An 18,902-nucleotide genomic window follows, 5' to 3' on the forward strand; every position below is an offset into this window, starting at 1 on the left:
GATCCACCAGATCTGGATGTCAGCCTGCCTGAAGTCGCACTGTCTGTGCCTGAGGTGGCGGTGGCTGCTCCTGAAGTTGCACTGTCTGTGCCTGAGGTGGCGGTGGCTGCTCCTGAAGTTGCACTGTCTGTGCCTGAAGTCGCAGGACAGGCCGTGCCTGACATCAATGTGCAATTGCCTGACGTGGAAGGCATTGATGTGCCAGAAGTCGACCTGCCTGACATGACGTTACAGGCTCCGGCGCTGGATGTTGATTTGCCTGTCGTTAATGTGGGTGTTCCAACGGTTGAGGTTGGGTTGCCAGAGGTCGATGTCACGCTTCCTGCTGTTGAGGTCAGTTTGCCTGATGTTCCTGTCGATTTGCCGGAAGCCAGCGTGGTTGATACGGGGCTGGATTGGTTGGATGCTGCCAAGGCTGCGGTTATTGCAGGTGGTGCGGGGTTGGTTGCAAAAGCAGCCGCTGCGGGTGATGCTATTCAGGATGTGTTGGTAGGGGAGGCTGGTGATGATGGGGAAGATGAATCCGACTGGTTGCTGTTGCTGGTACAACAAGCTAAAGCTGCTTATCAAGGGAAAAACCTGCACGCAGTCAGTGAATTGTGGCACAGCGGCAGTGGGTATGACTGTTCAGCCCTCGACCGCTACGAAACACTGGCTTTGCTACCGTCGCAGTATGACAAACTGGGTTCCAGCCACTGCGGTGTACCCAAGGCAGGATTCGTGGCTGTAGGTGGTGATGTCAGTGATATTGAGCAGGGCATGGCTGTCTTGTTCCATTACCCCAACATCGTGGTTTGCCGCGATGTGGATGATAACCACCATTTCATTCGTGTAATGGCTTGATGAGAACTGGATTGCCTTCCCCCAATGGAGGGAAGGCAATTTTTATCGGCAAAGCAATTACGGTAGGTAGGTCTTGCCCATCAAAAAGCGGTCGCACTCCCGTGCTGCTTCCCGACCTTCGTTAATTGCCCACACTATCAGACTCTGCCCACGGCGCATATCACCCGCCGCAAATACGCCCGGCAAGTTGGTTGTATACTTGCCATAATCCGCTTTCACGTTGCCACGCGGGTCAGTATCCAGTCGTAACGCATCAATCAGGGTTTTTTCAGGGCCGGTAAAGCCCATGGCCAGCAATACAAGTTGCGCAGGCAGCACATCTGCTGTGCCAGCCACCTCCACCAGATTCATGCGCCCGGTAGAACTTCGCTCCCAACGTACCCCGACAGTATGAATTTCTTGCACATTGCCGCTGTCATCGCCAACCAGTTTTTTGGTGGAAATGAGGTAATCACGCGGGTCAGCGCCAAACAGTGCTGCTGCTTCTTCCTGACCGTAGTCAACCTTGTGGACACGAGGCCACTCCGGCCAAGGATTATCAGGAGCGCGACTATCTGGTGCTCGCGGCATGATTTCCAGTTGGGTAACGGATTTGCAGCCATGACGCACGGAGGTTGCTACGCAGTCAGTGCCAGTATCACCACCACCGATAACTACCACATCCAGCCCTTTGGCTGAAATGTAGTTACCATTTTCCAGATTGGAATCCAGCAAACTTTTGGTATTGGCGGTGAGGAAATCCATCGCGAAATGCACGCCTTTAAGGTCGCGCCCTTCCACTGACAAATCACGCGGCTGGGTTGCCCCGGCACACAGCACCACGGCATCAAACTCGCTGCGCAAGGTTTCGGCGGAAACATCCTTACCCACTTCCACACCCGTGACGAACTTCACACCTTCGGCTGCCATCAGGTCTACCCGGCGTTGCACCACTTCCTGCTTGTCCAGCTTCATGTTGGGGATGCCGTACATCAGCAAGCCGCCGATGCGGTCAGCGCGTTCGTAAACGGTTACATCGTGACCAGCAGTATTCAACTGGTCAGCACATGCCAGACCCGCAGGCCCCGAGCCTACCACAGCGACTTTTTTGCCGGTACGTTGCATCGGGATTTGCGGTGTAACCCAGCCTTCTGCAAATGCCTTGTCGATAATCGACACTTCATTGAGCTTGATGGTGACAGGAGGTTCACTGATGCCAAGGGTGCAAGAGCCTTCGCACGGCGCAGGGCACACACGTCCGGTGAATTCCGGGAAATTGTTGGTCATGCGCAGGCGTTCATATGCTTCCTTCCACAAACCACGATAAATCATGTCGTTCCATTCAGGAATCAGGTTGTGGATAGGGCAGCCACTCGCACCAGTAGGCAGCATTTTGCCTGTTTGGCAGAAGGGGATACCGCATTCCATGCAGCGCCCGGCTTGCTTGCGGTTGCCATCTTCACGCTTGAAATGCAGGTGAAATTCACGCCAGTCCTTGATCCGTTCCAACGGTGCGCGGTCGGCTGGCAATTCGCGCTGGTATTCAACGAAACCAGTAGGTTTACCCATGATATTGACCCTTATTCCTTAGTTGCCACCGACACGCGAGGCGTCGCTATTGTTTGCGGTGAAAGCAGCCATCAGGGCTTCTTCGCCGGAAAGCCCTTGCTCTTCAAATGACTTGATCGCTTCCAACATGCGTTGATAGTCATTCGGCATGACGCGCACGAAATCAGCGGAATGCTTGTCCCAGTCGCCCAGAATCATGCTGCCACGGGTACTGCCTGTGTGCAAAACGTGTTTTTCAATCATCGCTTTCACTTCGGCTTTTTCGTCTGCATCAGATAGCGGGTTGTATGCCACCATTTCGGTGTTACCGCTGACAGCCAAGATGCCAGTAGGGTCGTAAACGTAAGCCACACCGCCGGACATCCCAGCGCCGAAGTTTCGCCCGACCTTGCCTAATACGACAACGCGCCCGCCGGTCATGTATTCACAACCGTGGTCGCCTGTACCTTCGACAACAACGCGCACGCCGGAGTTACGTACACAGAAACGTTCACCGGCAACACCGCGTACATAGGCTTCGCCGTCGCTCGCGCCGAAGAATGCTACGTTGCCGATCAGAATGTTTTCTTCTGCGGCGAACTGCGCATCCTTGCGCGGGTAGACGATGATCTTGCCACCAGACAAGCCTTTGCCGATGTAGTCGTTGGAATCGCCTTCCAATTCCAATGTCATGCCTTTAGGCACGAATGCGCCGAAACTTTGCCCGGCAGAACCGTTGAACTTCAGGCGGATAGTGTCTTCCGGCAAGCCGTTTGCGCCGTATTTGCGGGTCAGTTCCGAGCCGGTGATTGTGCCCACTACCCGGTCAATGTTCCTGATGCCAAACTCGGCAGTGACAGGTGTACCGTTGTCAAGGGCAGGCTGACAGGCTCTGAGTATTTTCTGCTCATCCAGTGAGTGAGCAATACCGTGATCCTGTTCGCGCAGGCAACGGATACCATCACATTCATCCACCTCGGGCTGGTGCAGCAGTTTGCTGAGATCAACCGTTTGGGCTTTCCAATGACCGCTAGCGTCACCCTGACGCAGTTTGTCCACACGCCCGACCATTTCATCAATGGTGCGGAAACCGAGTTTTGCCATGTATTCGCGCAATTCCTCGGCGATGAACATCAGCAGGTTAACCACGTATTGTGGGTCGCCAGCGTATTTCTTGCGCAGCTCAGGATTTTGGGTAGCAATACCAACTGGGCATGTGTCCTGATGGCACACCCGCATCATTACGCAACCCAGCGCTACCAGTGGCAGGGTGGCAAAGCCGTATTCTTCCGCTCCCAGCAACGCAGCAACGGCTACGTCACGGCCTGTCATCAACTTGCCGTCTGTTTCCAGACGTACCCGGCTACGCAGATTGTTGAGCAGCAAGGTTTGGTGGGTTTCTGCCAGACCCAGCTCCCACGGCAAACCGGCGTGCTGGACGCTGGTTTTCGGGGAAGCACCTGTACCGCCGTCGTAACCGGAAATCAGGATAACGTCAGCTTTACCCTTGGCAACCCCGGCAGCAATCGTGCCGACGCCAACTTCAGATACCAGCTTGACGTTGATCCGTGCCCGTTTGTTGGCGTTTTTCAGATCATGGATAAGCTGTGACAAGTCTTCAATCGAGTAAATGTCGTGATGTGGTGGTGGGGAAATCAGGCCCACGCCCGGTGTCGTGCCGCGCACTTTCGCTACCCATGGGTAGACTTTTTTGCCCGGTAATTGACCGCCTTCACCCGGTTTTGCGCCTTGTGCCAGCTTGATCTGGATTTCCTGCGCATTGTTCAGGTAATGGCTGGTGACACCGAAGCGGCCTGAAGCGACCTGCTTGATGGCACTGTTACGCGAATCGCCATTGATATCCGGGGTGAAACGTGCCGGGTCTTCGCCGCCTTCACCAGAGTTGGAGCGCCCGCCAATGCGGTTCATGGCAATCGCCAACGCTTCATGTGCTTCCTTGCTGATGGAGCCAAATGACATCGCACCGGATTTGAAACGTTTCACAATGTTCTGTGCGGATTCGACTTCACTTAGTGGCAATGGCTGTTCGGCATAGTTAAAGTCGAGCAGGTTACGCAGGTTAAATTTGACTTCTGCATCTTCGTGCATCAAACGGCTGTATTGTTTGTACAGTTTGTAATCACCCAGTTTTACGGCTTTTTGCAAAGCGTAAATGGTGGCTGGGTTGTATTGATGCTCTTCTTCCTCATTACGCCACTGGAACACGTTACCGGCTTTCAGTGAGCGATGCTCGGCATCATGGTGCTCAAACGCGGTTTGATGACGGATGAGGGTTTCCTTGGCAATGGTTGGCAAACCAATACCACCGATCCGTGAAGCGGTTGCGGTGAAATACTTGTCGACCACTGGCTGGCTGATGCCCAGAGCTTCAAAGATTTGTGCCCCACGGTAGGACTGGATGGTGGAAATGCCAATTTTCGACATGACCTTGATCACGCCTTTGGTGACTGCCTTAATGTACTTTTGTACTGCATATTCATGCTTGAGGTTGGGCAGCAAACCTTCACGGATCAGGTCATTGAGGGATTCAAACGCCAGATAAGGGTTGATAGCTTGCGCACCGTATCCCAGCAAAGTACAGAAATGATGCACTTCACGTGGCTCTCCAGATTCCAGAATCAGGCTCACGCGGGTGCGGCAACTGTTACGAATCAGATGATGGTGCAAACCGGAAACAGCCAACAGCGATGGAATTGGCGCATTATCAGCATCAGCCAAACGATCAGACAACACGATCAGGTTTGCACCGTCGGCAATGGCTTTGTCTGCCATGGCAAACAGGTGCTCCATTGCCGCTTCCAATGCTGCTTCACCATCCGCCGCGCGGAACATGATTGGCAGAGTGACACACTTGAAACCTTCGCGGTTAATGTGGGTTAGTTTCGCCAGTTCGGCATTCCCCAGAATCGGTGACTTTAGCAGGATTTGCTGGCAACTGGCTGCAGTTGGTGCAGTAATGTCACCTTCCGAACCGAGTGTGGTGTACGCCGAGGTGACGATTTCTTCACGGATCGAGTCAATCGGTGGGTTGGTAACTTGTGCGAACAACTGTTTGAAATAGTTGAACAACGGTTGTGCCTGGTTAGACAGCACTGCTAGCGGCGAGTCGATACCCATTGCACCCAACGGGTCGATGCCGGTCAATGCCATCGGTACGAGCACCTTGCGCACATCTTCGTAGGTATAGCCGAACATTTTTTGGCGTTGTACCAGTGTTTCATGTTCCGGCAAGGTGATATGCGGCGCATCCGGTAGGTCGCTCAGTTCCACCAGATTGTTTGCCAGCCAATCTTGGTAAGGCTTGGCGGTTGCCATTTGCTGCTTGATTTCCTCATCAGCAATGATGCGCCCTTGTGCGGTATCCACCAGCAACATGCGTCCCGGTTGCAGACGCTGCTTAGAGACGATGGTACTTTGGTCAAGGTCATCCAGTACGCCCACTTCGGACGCAAGGATGATCATGTCATCATTCGTGACATAGTAGCGTGATGGACGCAAACCATTACGGTCGAGGGTTGCGCCTACCAGCGTGCCGTCGGTGAAACCCATAGCCGCAGGGCCATCCCATGGCTCCATCAGGCAGCTATGGTATTCGTAGAAGGCTTTCTTTTCCGCACTCATGCTTTCGTGGTTTGTCCATGGTTCGGGAACCATCATCATCATCGCATGGGGCAGGGAATAGCCGGACAGGTACATAAACTCCAGCGTGTTGTCGAACATCGCCGAGTCACTGCCGTTCGGGTTAACGATGGGGAACAGCTTTTTTACATCGGTCTTGAATACGTCGGTTTTGATCACACCCTGACGCGCATTCATCCAGTTGACATTGCCACGCATGGTGTTGATTTCACCGTTATGGATCAGGTAACGGTTAGGGTGCGCGCGCTCCCAGCTTGGGAATGTGTTGGTGGAAAACCGCGAGTGGATCATCGCAATCGCCGTTTTCATGTGCGGGTTGCTCAAATCCTTGTAAAACTGCCCAACCTGTTCGGTGGTCAGCATCCCTTTATAAACAAGCGTGCGTGAAGACAGACTGGGGAAATAAATGTGTCCGGCTGCTTCTGTTGCATTTACCGCAGTTTCGGTGCGTTTGCGGATAACGTACAGCTTGCGCTCAAACGCAATCCCTGCGGGTACATCGGCTGATTTTGCCACGAAAGCCATGCGGATGAATGGCATCGCCTTCAATGCTGTATTGCCAATCGGGGTAGGGTTAACTGGCACATCACGCCAGCCAAGCAGGGTTTGACCTTCTTCTTCCACCATACTGGCAAACACTGAGGCAACTTCAGCGCGGGCGTCGGCATCCTGTGGCAGGAAAACCATGCCTACGGCATACTCGCCAAGTGCGGGAAGCTTGATATTCAGCGACTTGCACTCAGCTACTAGGAATTCGTGCGGCAACTGAAGCAGAATGCCCGCGCCATCACCGGTGTTTTCTTCGCAGCCACATGCGCCACGGTGTTCCATGTGGGTAAGGACATTCAATGCCTGTTGGACAATCCGGTGTGACTTGACACCTTTCAGGTGCGCCACAAAACCCATGCCGCAAGCATCGTGTTCAAAGCCAGGGTCATAAAGCCCTTGTGCTGGGGGGAGTTCGCTGTATCTCATCGGAATCTCAGGCAATAAAGGGGTAGCTATTATGGACTAAAATACAATTTCAGGGCTAGCACCTTAGCGCGTTTTCACCGCGATGAAAAGAGATGCGTCCACAGCAAATAGAATATACTAAGCCGTAAATGTAACCCGGAACCCGCACACCATCCATGAACACAGCAGGCCGTATCCCGAAGGAATTCATCGACCAGCTTCTTAATCGTGTCGACATTGTTGATGTGGTTGGCTCACGTGTGCCGCTGAAAAAAGCAGGGCGCGAGTACATGGCCTGCTGCCCGTTTCATAACGAAAAAACGCCATCTTTCACCGTTAGCCCGACTAAACAGTTTTACCATTGTTTTGGTTGCGGGGTACATGGCTCTGCCATTTCTTTCCTGATGGAATACGAACATCTGGAATACGTAGAGGCAATTGAAGCACTTGCTCGCACTGTTGGTGTGCAAGTGCCCCGTGAAGGTGCAGATGATGCACCAAAGCGCAAGCGCAGCGACGGCAGTTTGTATCATTTGCTGGAAGATGCGGCTGTCTGGTTCCAAGGGCAGTTGAAGCAAACCTCTACCGCTCTTGAGTATTTGCAGCAGCGTGGCTTGTCAGCAGACATTATCACCCGTTTTGGTCTGGGGTATGCTCCCGCCGCCATCAGCCTTGGTCGGCAACTGGCTCATTATGGCGAAGAAAAACTAATCGCCAGTGGCATGTCGATCCGCAATGATGCAGGCAGAGTCTATGACCGTTTCCGTGAGCGGGTTATGTTTCCCATCCGTGACCGGCGCGGGCGGGTCATCGGTTTTGGCGGACGCATTATGGGTGAAGGTTCCCCCAAATACCTGAATTCGCCAGAAACTGAGGTCTTCCACAAGGGTGCTGAGCTATACGGTTTGTTTGAAGCTCGCCAGCATACCCGCAAACTGGAACGTTTACTGGTAGTAGAAGGTTACATGGATGTCATCGCCCTGGCACAGTATGGCGTTACTTACGCTGTAGCAACCTTAGGCACGGCGACAACACCCGAACATATCAAGCAGTTGCTGCGTCTGGTTCCTGAAGTGGTTTTCTGCTTTGATGGTGACAGGGCAGGGCGTGAAGCCGCCTGGCGTGCTCTGGAAAACGCCTTGCCGGAATTGAGGGATGACAAGGAGATCCGCTTCCTGTTCTTGCCGCAGGGGGAAGATCCTGATACCCAGATTCGTCAGGTTGGTCAGGAAGCCTTTGAAGCGAGTTTTGCAAGCGCCCTGACACTCAGTGCTTATCTGTCAAGCGTTTTGCAGGAGCGCTACAATATCAGCACTCGTGAAGGGAAGTCCCACTTGCTGAGTGAAGGGCTAAAACTGTTGGCAACCATGCCAGTTATCCTGTTGCGGGAACAATTGCTTGGGGAATTGTCTACACTTACAAATACTCCACTGGAGGTAGCTCGGCGTCATTTAAGGGGAAATGCTCCCGTTTCAGCAGAAGTGACCTATAATCGGTCGCGGTTGGGTGATCAGGATGTCAGGCGTACACCTGCAAGACATGCCATTGCACTGTTGTTACATTACCCGGTGCTGGTGGAGTTGGCTGGTAGTGCCGAACAAATTTTGGAATACGATTTGCCTGGCATGAATCTATTGGCGGCAGTTGTTGAAAACATCGATGAGCACCCCCATATACACACGGCAGGGTTGCTTGAACGTTTCCGTCAGACCGAACATGAGCAAGTATTGATGCGTTTGAGTAGCTGGCGACCGGAAACCGATGATGAAGCCGTTATTCGGCGCGAATTTTCCGATTGTCTGCAACAAATACGCCGACAAGCAAACCAGCAGCGGCTTGAAGCCTTGTTACACCGTGAACGTACTGAAGGTTTAAGCGTACAAGAGCGCCATGACCTGTTGTGTTTGCTGTCTGAATTACACAATCTGGGCGTATAACTACACTGTCAGATACTGGTATTTCAGAAAATTGTGATATAATTACCGACCTTTTTTCCAGAGAGTTTTAGGGCATGAGTCAAGAAGAGCAGCAACAGTCCAGCTTGAAAGAACTGATTGCCAGAGGTAAGGAACAGGGCTACCTCACCTATGCCGAGGTGAATGACCACCTTCCTGATACCATTGTTGACCCTGAGCAGATTGAAGATATCGTTGCCATGATCAACGATATGGGTATTACTGTCTACGAACATGCCCCTGATGCTGATTCCCTGTTGCTGAATGATGAAGCCGTACAGGCCGATGATGAAGCAGCGGAAGAAGCAGCGGCAGCACTTGCCAGTGTTGACAGTGACTTTGGACGCACCACCGACCCGGTACGCATGTACATGCGTGAAATGGGTATGGTTGAGCTGCTAACCCGCGAAGGCGAAATCCAGATTGCAATCCGCATCGAAGAAGGTCTGAACGAAATCCTGCGGGCACTGGCACAGTATCCGGCATCGACAGAAGTATTGCTCGCCAAGGCAGACCTGATTGATTCCGAAGAAGTCCGCCTGACCGACATCATCAATGGTTTCGCCAATCCGAATGAGGATTTGAGCGCATTCCAAATGACGACCGAAGATCCTTATGCCCCTGATGCTGCCAAATCTGATTCTGAAGAAGATGCTGTAGTTGCAGTGGATGAAGATGAAGAGGAAGTGCCGACTGATCCGGTTGACACGGGGCCTGATCCTGAAGAAGCCCGCCTCAAGTTTGCCGAATTGCGTGAATTGTATGAAGTTGCCAAAGCCGCCTGCTCTCGCAATGATCAAGGCGCTTATACAGTGGCGCGTGATGCAGTTGCGCTCAAATTCATGGAATTCCGTTTGGCACAGCCCATTATTGACCAGTTGACCGTCCAGTTGAACGAAATTGTGGATCGTATACGTCATAGTGAACGCCACATCATGAAACTGTGTGTCCAAAAGGGCAATATGTCTCGTCAGGACTTCATTGACAGTTTTCCGCAAAATGAAACTAATCTAGGCTGGCTGGATCTTTACTGCACCGACAAGCGGGGTGATCACAGCAAATTGCGTGCTACCTTACCCAAAGTGCATGAAGCGCAGCAGCAACTGCTGGAAATTGAGCGTGAATGTAACCTGAGCATTTCGCAGATCAAGGAAATCAACCGCAGCATGTCGGTGGGTGAAGCCAAAGCACGTCGTGCCAAAAAAGAAATGGTAGAAGCCAACCTGCGCCTAGTCATTTCTATTGCGAAGAAGTACACCAACCGGGGCTTGCAATTCCTTGATCTGATCCAGGAAGGCAATATTGGTCTGATGAAAGCGGTTGACAAATTTGAATACCGTCGTGGCTACAAATTCTCAACCTATGCTACTTGGTGGATTCGTCAAGCCATTACCCGCTCGATTGCGGATCAGGCACGGACCATCCGTATCCCGGTACACATGATCGAAACTATCAACAAGCTCAACCGTATTTCCCGCAAGCTGTTGCAGGAAAAAGGTCGTGAAGCGACCCCGGAAGAGCTTGCTGAAGCGATGGACATGCCGGAAGACAAAATCCGCAAGGTGCTGAAAATTGCCAAGGAACCCATTTCGATGGAAACGCCGATCGGGGATGACGAAGATTCGCATCTGGGTGATTTCATTGAAGATGGCAATATCTTGTCACCGATTGAAGCTGCAACGACTTCTAGTCTGTCTGAAGTAACCCGAGAAGTGCTGTCAAGCCTGACTTCCCGCGAAGCCAAGGTATTGCGGATGCGTTTCGGCATTGACATGAATACAGACCATACCTTGGAAGAAGTTGGCAAACAGTTTGACGTAACTCGCGAACGTATCCGGCAGATTGAAGCAAAAGCCTTACGGAAGTTGCGTCATCCTAGCCGTTCAGATATGCTGCGCAGCTTCTTGGAATACGACCCTGGCGTACTGCCTACTAATTAAAAGGTTTCAGGGCCTATAGCTCAGTCGGTTAGAGCAGGGGACTCATAATCCCTTGGTCCTAGGTTCGAGTCCTAGTGGGCCCACCAACTATCTCAAGCAAAGGTTAGGTTTTATGCCTAACCTTTCTTTTGTCTAGCCTCCACCAAAATCAGGTATGCACGTTCTATGCATACTACCCATGTGCTGTTTTTCTATACTCATTCTTTTTGTCAGAAAAAACTGGCAACAATTTATTTTTTAAAATACGTAATTAAGTACTTAAAAGTAAAATGCTGTTTTACAATATTTTTATATTAGTTTAGTATTTATAAAAATATACGTATTTAACGTAAAGGAATAGGTAATGAGCAATGTTATCAAGCTACACGACAGCAGTACCTACAACACGATTGCTATTGAAGAAGCGCCAGCAGAATTCCCGATCCCACATGAAGGCTGCTATTACGGTGTAGCGGGACAGTTTGCCCGTGCTGCCTGTCTAAAATCCGAAGCTGACCCGATTGGTGTGCTGGTTCACTTGCTGACATGGACTGGTGCTTATTTCGGAAACAAGGCAGTTGTCCGCCTCGGGGATGTGGAAGCACCACCGCGCCTGTTCTGCGTGACAGCCAGTTCCGCTGGTGGCGGGAAGGGAACTGCTGCCGCACCGGTCAGGCGATTGATGCACGATTATGTCAATGTGCAATTGCGCAAGCTGGGTTTGCCGCTGGCACAATACCGCGACGGCCCGATGTCGAGCGGGGAAGGTCTAGCATGGGCCGTTCGTGACCCGGCAGATACCGAAGACGAAGATGGTAATCCCACTGACAAGGGCATTACCGATAAGCGCCTGATGATTGTGGAAGAGGAATTTGCCGCCGTATTGCAGGCCGCACGACGTGAAGGCAACACCGTGTCAGCCGCTATCCGCCGCTTCTGGGATTCCGGCAACTTTTCCCCGTTGACCAAAAACAACCGGGTAACAGTAACGGATGCCCACGTCTGTTTCGTCGCCCACATCACTTACGAAGAACTGGTGAAACGGTTGGAGCAAAGCGAGTACGTCAGCGCCCTTGCCAGCCGTATCCTGTGGATTTGTGTGCGCCGCCCCAAGATCGTCGCCATCCCGGAAAGTATCCCCGTGCCACAGATGCTGCATTACGCTGATGCCATCGCCAAAGCCATCCAGTTTGCCAGTGACTTGCCAGAACTCAGCTTGTCACCCGCAGCCCTGCAAGTGTGGGGGGATATGGCGATTTCGCTGGCACGGGTAACTGCACCGATGGCGGAACGGGCACGGGTGCAGGTGTTGCGCATTGCTTGCATTTTTGCCTTGCTGGATTGCTCGGAACAGGTGCTGCCACAGCATTTGCAGGCGGCGGCTCATATCTGGGATTACTGCCTGGGCAGCGTGGCCTACATCTTCGAGGGCGACCAGAACGAGGATGCTGCCAAGATTCTGGCAGCCTTGCGCAAACATGGCGGGCTGACCACTACGCAAATCCGGGTGAACGTGTTCCAGCAGAACATCAAGTCCGCCGTCATGAACACCTTGCTCAAGTCACTGGAAACCCAGGGCAGGATCAGGCGTAAGGTACGCCAGCGCACAGATGGTCGCAGTGGCAAGCCCGCCACGGTGTTTGAACTGGTGAATAGCTAAGTATGTTAATTATTTCTAATAGAAATAAAACTTTTCTGAAATTGTTACTTTATTTTCAATGACTAACTAAAAAATACGTAAGTAAGTTTAAAAAAACTAAAACTGAATAGTGTGAAGCATCCCAAAAACATAAGGGCAGACACAATGGTCTGCCCCTACGTAGAACTTGGTGAGAACCACCTTATTTTTGGGGTAGCTGAACCCGTATATTCAGTTCACGTAATTGCTTCATTCCAACTTCTGCCGGTGCGTCTGTCAGTGGACAGGCGGCTGTCTGGGTTTTCGGGAAAGCCATAACATCGCGGATGGACTGGCTGCCGGTCATCAGCATGATCAGACGATCCAGACCAAAAGCCAAACCACCGTGTGGAGGGCAACCGTATTTCAATGCGTTCAGCAGGAATCCAAACTTTTCTTGGGCTTCTTCATCGGAGATGCCCAGCAGTTTGAAGACGGATTTTTGCATTTCCATGTTGTGGATACGCACGGAACCACCACCGACCTCAGTACCATTCAGCACCATGTCATAGGCAATGGAAAGGGCTTCACCCGGATTGGACAGCAACTCTTCCGGTGAACCTTTGGGGGAAGTGAACGGGTGGTGGAGGGCAACCCAACGGTTTTCCTTTTCGTCCCATTCAAACATCGGGAAATCGACGACCCACAGTGCAGCCCATTCGCCTTGAATCAGGCTGCGATCCTGCCCCAGTTTGACCCGCAACGCACCCAAGGCATCGTTGACGATGCGAGATTTATCCGCACCGAAGAAGATCAGGTCGCCGGTCTGTGCTCCTGTGCGTTGCATAATCCCTGTTACGGTTTCATCCGGCAGGAATTTCAGGATGGGGGATTGTAGCCCTTCACGACCCGCAGCAGCGTCGTTGACCTTGATGTAGGCCAGACCTTTCGCGCCATAACGACCTACAAACGTGGTGTAATCATCGATTTCCTTGCGGGACAGTTCACCACCATTGGGCAAGCGCATGGCAACGACACGGCCTTGCGGGTCTTTGGCGGGGCCGGAGAACACCTTGAATTCGACTTCCTGCATCAGGTCGGATACTTCCACAAATTCCAGTGGAATGCGCATGTCTGGTTTGTCGGAACCAAAGCGGTGCATGGCTTCGGAGTAGGGCATACGCGGGAACGGGTTGGGCAGTTCCACACCCAGCGTTTCCTTGAAAGTTGCCCGCATCATCTCTTCCATCAGACTCATGATGGCATTGTCATCCATGAAGGATGTTTCAATGTCGAGTTGAGTAAATTCAGGCTGACGGTCGGCACGCAGATCTTCATCACGGAAGCAACGTGCAAACTGGTAGTAGCGATCCATACCGGACATCATCAGCAATTGCTTGAACAACTGCGGTGATTGGGGCAGGGCGAAGAAGGAACCCGGATGGGTACGGCTAGGTACGAGGTAATCGCGGGCGCCTTCCGGGGTGGCTTTGGTCAGCATCGGTGTTTCAATGTCGAGGAAGCCGTGGTCTTCGAGGAAACGGCGCAGGAAACCGGTCACTTTCGCACGGGTCTGCATCCGCTTTTGCATTTCAGGGCGGCGCAAATCAATGTAGCGATAGGTCAGACGGGTTTCTTCGTTGACGTTTTCCTCATCCAACTGGAAGGGTGGGGTAGCCGCTTCGTTCAGGACATTCAGCTCCAGACCCAGCAGTTCAACCTGACCACTGCGCAGGTTAGGGTTTTCAGTCCCCGCAGGACGTCGGCGAACTTTGGCAACGACTTGCAGTACGTACTCATTGCGTACACGTTCGGCAGTTTTGAAGGTTTCAGCACGGTCTGGGTCAAATACCACCTGTACCAAGCCTTCACGGTCACGCAAATCAATGAAAATGACCCCACCGTGGTCACGGCGGCGGTTTACCCATCCACACAGGGTTACTTGCTGGTCGAGCAGCGCTTCATCTACCTGCCCGCAATAATGGCTACGCATTGATAATTCCTGAAAATCCGAAGTGATTTATGATTATAAAGGCGGGAATGTTAAGCCTTGGCAGGCTTCTGCGCAAGCCGGATTCAGTAAGGAAAGTACAAGCAATGCGGCGGAAATGTCCCGCCGCAAATATGTATTGATTTAGAGAGATGAAAAGGTTGCACCGATGGAGTACATATTGGCTTTCAGGTCGCCGCCTACGTGTTCGTATTCACCTCGGATACCCCAGTTGTTGTCTAACTTGTAAGCTGCGCCCACCCCTAGTAACAGGTCGGTTCCATCTTCTTTCTGGGTGGGGAAACCTGTCACTTTGCCTTCAGCTTCCCACATCATGATGCCGCCTTTGGCAAACATATCCACCTCGTCAGCAACCGGATAGGATGCAACACCAGTCATGCCCACCCCAGAAGCGGAAACTTCTGCGGTTGTACCAGGCAGGACTTCTTCTTTGGTTGTTCCCAAAGAGTAATAGCCGCCTTCTACCGCAAGATTGGGGGAAAGCTTGTAGCCGCCAAACAGCTTCCAGCCAGTGCTTTTGCAGTCAATGGAAGTGTCACTGCACTCGGCATCTGCTTTACCGGCACTCGCTCCGCCGTAAATGGTTCCAGACTCTTTTCCGCTGGTGTTAAACAAGCCCTCCGCGCATACAGTGGAAGAGGAAATAGCTGCAACTAGCACTATTAAGATTTGTTTTTTCATTTATTTTTGCCCCATTTTTATTATCAAGCCTCACAAGGAGGAAAATACTGCACCAAGCGAATACATATTGGCATCCAGATCACCACCAATATGTTCGTATTCGCCACGGACACCCCAGTTTTCATTTAATTTATAAGTTGAACCTGCCCCATAGATAAAGTCGGTATTGGATGCTTCAGCACCACTATCGTATAGGGGACTAACGCGCCAGGCCATCATGCCTGCCTTGCCGAATACATCCAGTTTGTCACTGACTGGAACCTTGTAGAGGCCAGACAAACTCATGCCCACAGCTTCTACCTCTTTTGTATTGAGGATGTGCTGGTAAGCGGCTTCTGCTGCAATGGAGGGTGTGATTTCGTAACCGCCGAAGAGTTTCCAGTTATGGTTATCACACTCATCAAAATCACAACCCGCAGCAGTTTTACCAGCACTAACGCCAACATAAACTGCACCACTGTCTTCTTCAACAGCAAAAGCAACAGATACGGAAATTGACAGAACAATGCCTAGCAAAAGTTTTTTCATGGCTTGGTATCCTTATTTATTTTGTTACATTAAGCCAGTGGGTTTATTTTGTTTATTCTATTATTTCATGTAATCGTCTGCTGAAAATTCCAGATAAATGGCAATGCCCGATTAAAAACCGGGCAAGCATCAGGCGAAGGGGCAGGGAAGCTACTGGCAGGCAGGGCAAGCACCAGTGCCACAAGCAGGGGAGGGAGGCGCTTCGTTGGTAGCCACATTCTTCTTGCTGCCACTTTTAAAATCGGTTTCATACCAGCCACCACCGCTTAAACGAAAAGCTGCGGCAGTCACTTTCTTTGTCAGACTGGCTTCATCACAGGCAGGGCAATCTGTCAATGGCGCATCCGAGATTTTTTGCAGGGCTTCCAGTTCGTGACCGCAAGCAGTGCATTGATAAGCATAAATTGGCATGGCAAGTTTCCCACATTTCAGAATATTAGAGGGTAATAATAAGGATGTGATTGCCTGAATTCAATGAATCGCGTTACATTCAGCCCTCACGAGGTACGACGGAAACAACAAGCGATGCGCAATGTATTGATCACAGGCTGTTCGAGCGGGATTGGCTATTGTGTGGCGAAAGGGCTGAAAGAGCGGGGTGGCTATCAGGTGTTCGCCTCTGCCCGCAAGGCAGAAGATGTGGAACGGCTGGAAAGGGAAGGCTTCAAAACCCTGCAACTGGATTTGGCTAATCCTGAGAGTGTGCAGGATGCTGTGTACGAGCTGATGTTGCGCACCAATAGTGAATTGTATGCGGTATTCCATAATGGCGCATACGGGCAGGCAGGTGCATTGGAAGACTTGTCTCGCGAAGCACTGGAGAAGCAGTTTGCCACCAACGTATTTGGCTGGCATCAACTGACAACCATGCTGATGCCCATCCTGCGCCAACGCAATGAAGGCAGGATTATCTACAACAGTTCCTTGCTGGGATACGTCGCATTGCCATTCCGGGGCGCTTACAACGCCAGCAAATACGCGATTGAAGGCATGGCGGATACCTTGCGCCTGGAGTTGGCTGATACAGACATCAAGGTTTGCCTGATTGAACCCGGCCCGATTGAAAGCCGTTTTCGTGCGAATGCATTGCAGGCATTGAAAGAACAGGTAAAGATCGACCAAAGTGTGTATCGCTTCAAATATCAGGGTGCAATACGCCGTCTGGAGAAGGAAGGCCCTGCTGCACCTTTTACCTTGCCTGCGGAGGCGGTACTGGCAAAGGTCATTCACGCACTGGAAAGCCCCCGTCCCAAAGCGCGTTATCCCGTAACAGTTCCAGCACACTTGTTCTGGATGCTGCGGAGGATTCTGCCTACCAGGCTGCTGGATAAAGTACTTCTAAAAATATCAACCAAAGAAAATCAATAGGTTGCAAACCATTATGAACGAAATGCTGGAATATCTGTTTTTCACCTCACGTATTGCTGATAAATTCATTCAAGCATTACAGGAGCGTCAACTTGCCTATGTTCAGGAAATCGAGTCAGTGCATGGGGGAATTGTTCTGAAAATTGCGGAAGGTGTGGATGACGATCTGTGGGATGAACTGGATGATTTGTATGACGAATTAAGTTCGGAAGACCAAGCCTTGCTGGAAGAAGGCATGGAAGATGTTCACGCCAAAAGCACTGCTGGCATTTATCTGCAACTGCTTGGTGGCAAACAGACCATCGCACAGGTCGACCCCGATGTGATGAACCGTATGTTGAGTGTCATTAGCATGGATGAATTCAATGCTTTTGTTGAAACCATCGTCCGTAGCGTAGAAACGCCGGACGATTCACCCATTTGTAAACACTGATTGTTCAACGCCAGAACTGTGTTTTGCACTGACGGCAAAGATACAGTTTTTTCTGGGTAAACAGTTTGATAATACGTGGACGGCGAGTGCGGACAATCGCTGCCTTGCTGGCACAAACAGGGCAGCACATGATGTCGATTCCAGAAGAGGAACCCCGTTCTTGTTGGTGAGTAGTACTATCGTGAAACGTCACGAAATAACCTGCTGACTCCATAGCTGCTTGCCTCCATCCATTGAATGACATCTGTTCCCTGCTTTAGTGAGTATAGATCATGTTGTAGAAAATATACTCACAATATTTCTTCATTTCACTTATATTATGTCAATTTGACATAATATGTATTATGCGAAGTAACGGGCAAAGAAACAGATGTCTCAACACCACGCCAACGGATCACAATTTCAGGAACTTCAGACAAAGAACGTAAATTCTCTACCCGCCTGCGAAGTTCATTACGCAAGCTAAGCACCTGCAAAGGACTACCCGTCAATTCATGCGCTAACTCAAAAGCCCATAAAGAAGTCTGCACCATTTCAGGTGAATAGCGATTCCCTGCCGGATCTTGAAGATAGCAATCATACTAGGACCAGCCACGCCAAGGTGTCTCCAAACGCCTTGTATCCCTTTTGGTATCCATTACATCGTCGCTACCCATAAATGAACTATGATTCTCTGAATCAAGCGATTCAGGTACAATCCGTAACTGCATATTATCGACTCCTAAATAGTCGTTGATGTGAAGTTCTGCCCCGGTGCTGGTAACACCGAGGCAGAGCGCCTAAAACCCAAAGATCAAAGAGGAAAATCAATACCCTTTTTCTTGAAATCAGCTTTAAAATCTCCAGTTGTCTCCCCGGCCTGCGTCAGAAAAACACCCCTGACAGACCGCAAATCCTCCAGGCGCTGAAGAACGCTAGAAGGACAATCTTCCCTTTCTGCCTGGGGCTCCAAGGAGTCAATCAATGTATCAACCAAACGAAGCCCTGTACTACGTGCTGTCTTACCGTAGTTCATAAAAATTTGTGGCATAGCTACCGCACGATCCAGCAAGACCAAAGCCAAGTAAGGCGAATAAGGTTCACCAAAACCTCGTTTAATCTTAAGTAATTCCTGAAACAAAGGCTCCAAAGATTCAGGCATTCTTACCTGCTTGGTTTTCTCACACACTGGCCTTCCTGCGCCTTCCCTACTACCACCACGTGACATAAAACCCCTAATAATTGATTAATGGTGCAATAATCAAAATATACACCAAATTTCATGGAAAGAAAAGAAAAAAATAATTTAGTAAACAATGAGCTAGTAAAAGAGTCCCATCCATGAGACTAAGTGCCCGTGTTACAAGGTACGGGCACTTTTCCGCGCCGCCCCTCCTTCCCCCCCTCCCCCCCGCCACCCCCCCCC

Annotated in this window: 13 protein-coding genes and 1 tRNA gene; 7 read left to right on the forward strand and 7 right to left on the reverse strand. The window is 51.1% G+C overall.

The genetic code is table 11. The features are described 5' to 3' along the window. On the forward strand, nt 1-843 hold an 843-nt coding region (locus tag B2U47_RS02075), incomplete at its 5' end, for a hypothetical protein (RefSeq protein WP_296683138.1). Nucleotides 844-900: 57 nt separating this feature from the next. Here the strand turns inward: B2U47_RS02075 and B2U47_RS02080 are convergent. Both B2U47_RS02080 and gltB read right to left on the reverse strand, forming a co-directional pair. Next, entirely contained in the window at nt 901-2,391 is a 1,491-nt protein-coding gene (locus B2U47_RS02080) for a glutamate synthase subunit beta (RefSeq protein WP_296683135.1), read from the reverse strand. An 18-nt stretch (nt 2,392-2,409) separates the two neighbouring features. Next, the gene (gltB, locus tag B2U47_RS02085) at nt 2,410-7,005 is read right to left on the reverse strand and encodes a glutamate synthase large subunit (protein ID WP_296683132.1); all 4,596 of its coding nucleotides are present in this window, start codon (nt 7,003-7,005) and stop codon (nt 2,410-2,412) included. 155 nt (nt 7,006-7,160) lie between these two features. On the opposite strand from gltB, the gene dnaG reads away from it, so the two are divergent. The 4 genes from dnaG to B2U47_RS02105 all read left to right on the forward strand — a co-directional run bounded on the left by dnaG (nt 7,161) and on the right by B2U47_RS02105 (nt 12,518). Then, nucleotides 7,161-8,921, forward strand: a complete 1,761-nt coding sequence (dnaG, locus tag B2U47_RS02090; RefSeq protein WP_296683127.1) for a DNA primase — start codon at nt 7,161-7,163, stop codon at nt 8,919-8,921. 74 nt (nt 8,922-8,995) lie between these two features. Further along, on the forward strand, nt 8,996-10,879 hold the full coding sequence (gene rpoD / locus B2U47_RS02095; protein ID WP_296683124.1) for an RNA polymerase sigma factor RpoD: 1,884 nt from the start codon (nt 8,996-8,998) through the stop codon (nt 10,877-10,879). Nucleotides 10,880-10,888: 9 nt separating this feature from the next. Then, nucleotides 10,889-10,965, forward strand: a tRNA-Ile gene (locus B2U47_RS02100). 257 nt (nt 10,966-11,222) lie between these two features. Then, entirely contained in the window at nt 11,223-12,518 is a 1,296-nt protein-coding gene (locus tag B2U47_RS02105; RefSeq protein ID WP_296683121.1) for a MarR family transcriptional regulator, read from the forward strand. A 181-nt stretch (nt 12,519-12,699) separates the two neighbouring features. Here the strand turns inward: B2U47_RS02105 and aspS are convergent, their stop codons facing one another. From aspS to B2U47_RS02125, 4 genes are all read right to left on the reverse strand, one after another. Then, nucleotides 12,700-14,469, reverse strand: coding sequence for an aspartate--tRNA ligase (gene aspS, locus B2U47_RS02110; protein ID WP_296683118.1), 1,770 nt, complete (start codon nt 14,467-14,469; stop codon nt 12,700-12,702). Between the two features lie 141 nt (nt 14,470-14,610). Continuing rightward, on the reverse strand, nt 14,611-15,168 hold the full coding sequence (locus B2U47_RS02115; RefSeq protein WP_296683115.1) for an outer membrane beta-barrel protein: 558 nt from the start codon (nt 15,166-15,168) through the stop codon (nt 14,611-14,613). A 30-nt stretch (nt 15,169-15,198) separates the two neighbouring features. Further along, nucleotides 15,199-15,696 (reverse strand): porin family protein, encoded by a 498-nt coding sequence (locus B2U47_RS02120; RefSeq protein ID WP_296683112.1) that lies wholly within the window; start codon nt 15,694-15,696, stop codon nt 15,199-15,201. Between the two features lie 150 nt (nt 15,697-15,846). Next, the gene (locus tag B2U47_RS02125) at nt 15,847-16,107 is read right to left on the reverse strand and encodes an FmdB family zinc ribbon protein (protein WP_296683109.1); all 261 of its coding nucleotides are present in this window, start codon (nt 16,105-16,107) and stop codon (nt 15,847-15,849) included. Between the two features lie 114 nt (nt 16,108-16,221). Here B2U47_RS02125 and B2U47_RS02130 point away from each other — a divergent pair, with 114 nt between their 5' ends. Together B2U47_RS02130 and B2U47_RS02135 are read left to right on the forward strand one after the other, a co-directional pair. Further along, on the forward strand, nt 16,222-17,064 hold the full coding sequence (locus tag B2U47_RS02130; RefSeq protein ID WP_296683103.1) for an SDR family NAD(P)-dependent oxidoreductase: 843 nt from the start codon (nt 16,222-16,224) through the stop codon (nt 17,062-17,064). 13 nt (nt 17,065-17,077) lie between these two features. Then, a complete protein-coding gene (locus B2U47_RS02135; protein WP_296683100.1) occupies nt 17,078-17,497 on the forward strand; it encodes a hypothetical protein in 420 nt (139 codons plus the stop codon). A gap of 793 nt (nt 17,498-18,290) precedes the next feature. On the opposite strand, the gene B2U47_RS02140 is transcribed toward B2U47_RS02135, so the two are convergent. Continuing rightward, nucleotides 18,291-18,638 carry a hypothetical protein gene (locus B2U47_RS02140; protein WP_296688216.1) on the reverse strand — a complete coding sequence of 116 codons (348 nt, stop codon included), beginning with the start codon at nt 18,636-18,638 and terminating at the stop codon, nt 18,291-18,293. Nucleotides 18,639-18,902: the final 264 nt, after the last annotated feature.

Source organism: Thiothrix sp. UBA5583 (genome assembly GCA_002425225.1).
GTDB lineage: Bacteria > Pseudomonadota > Gammaproteobacteria > Thiotrichales > Thiotrichaceae > Thiothrix > Thiothrix moscowensis.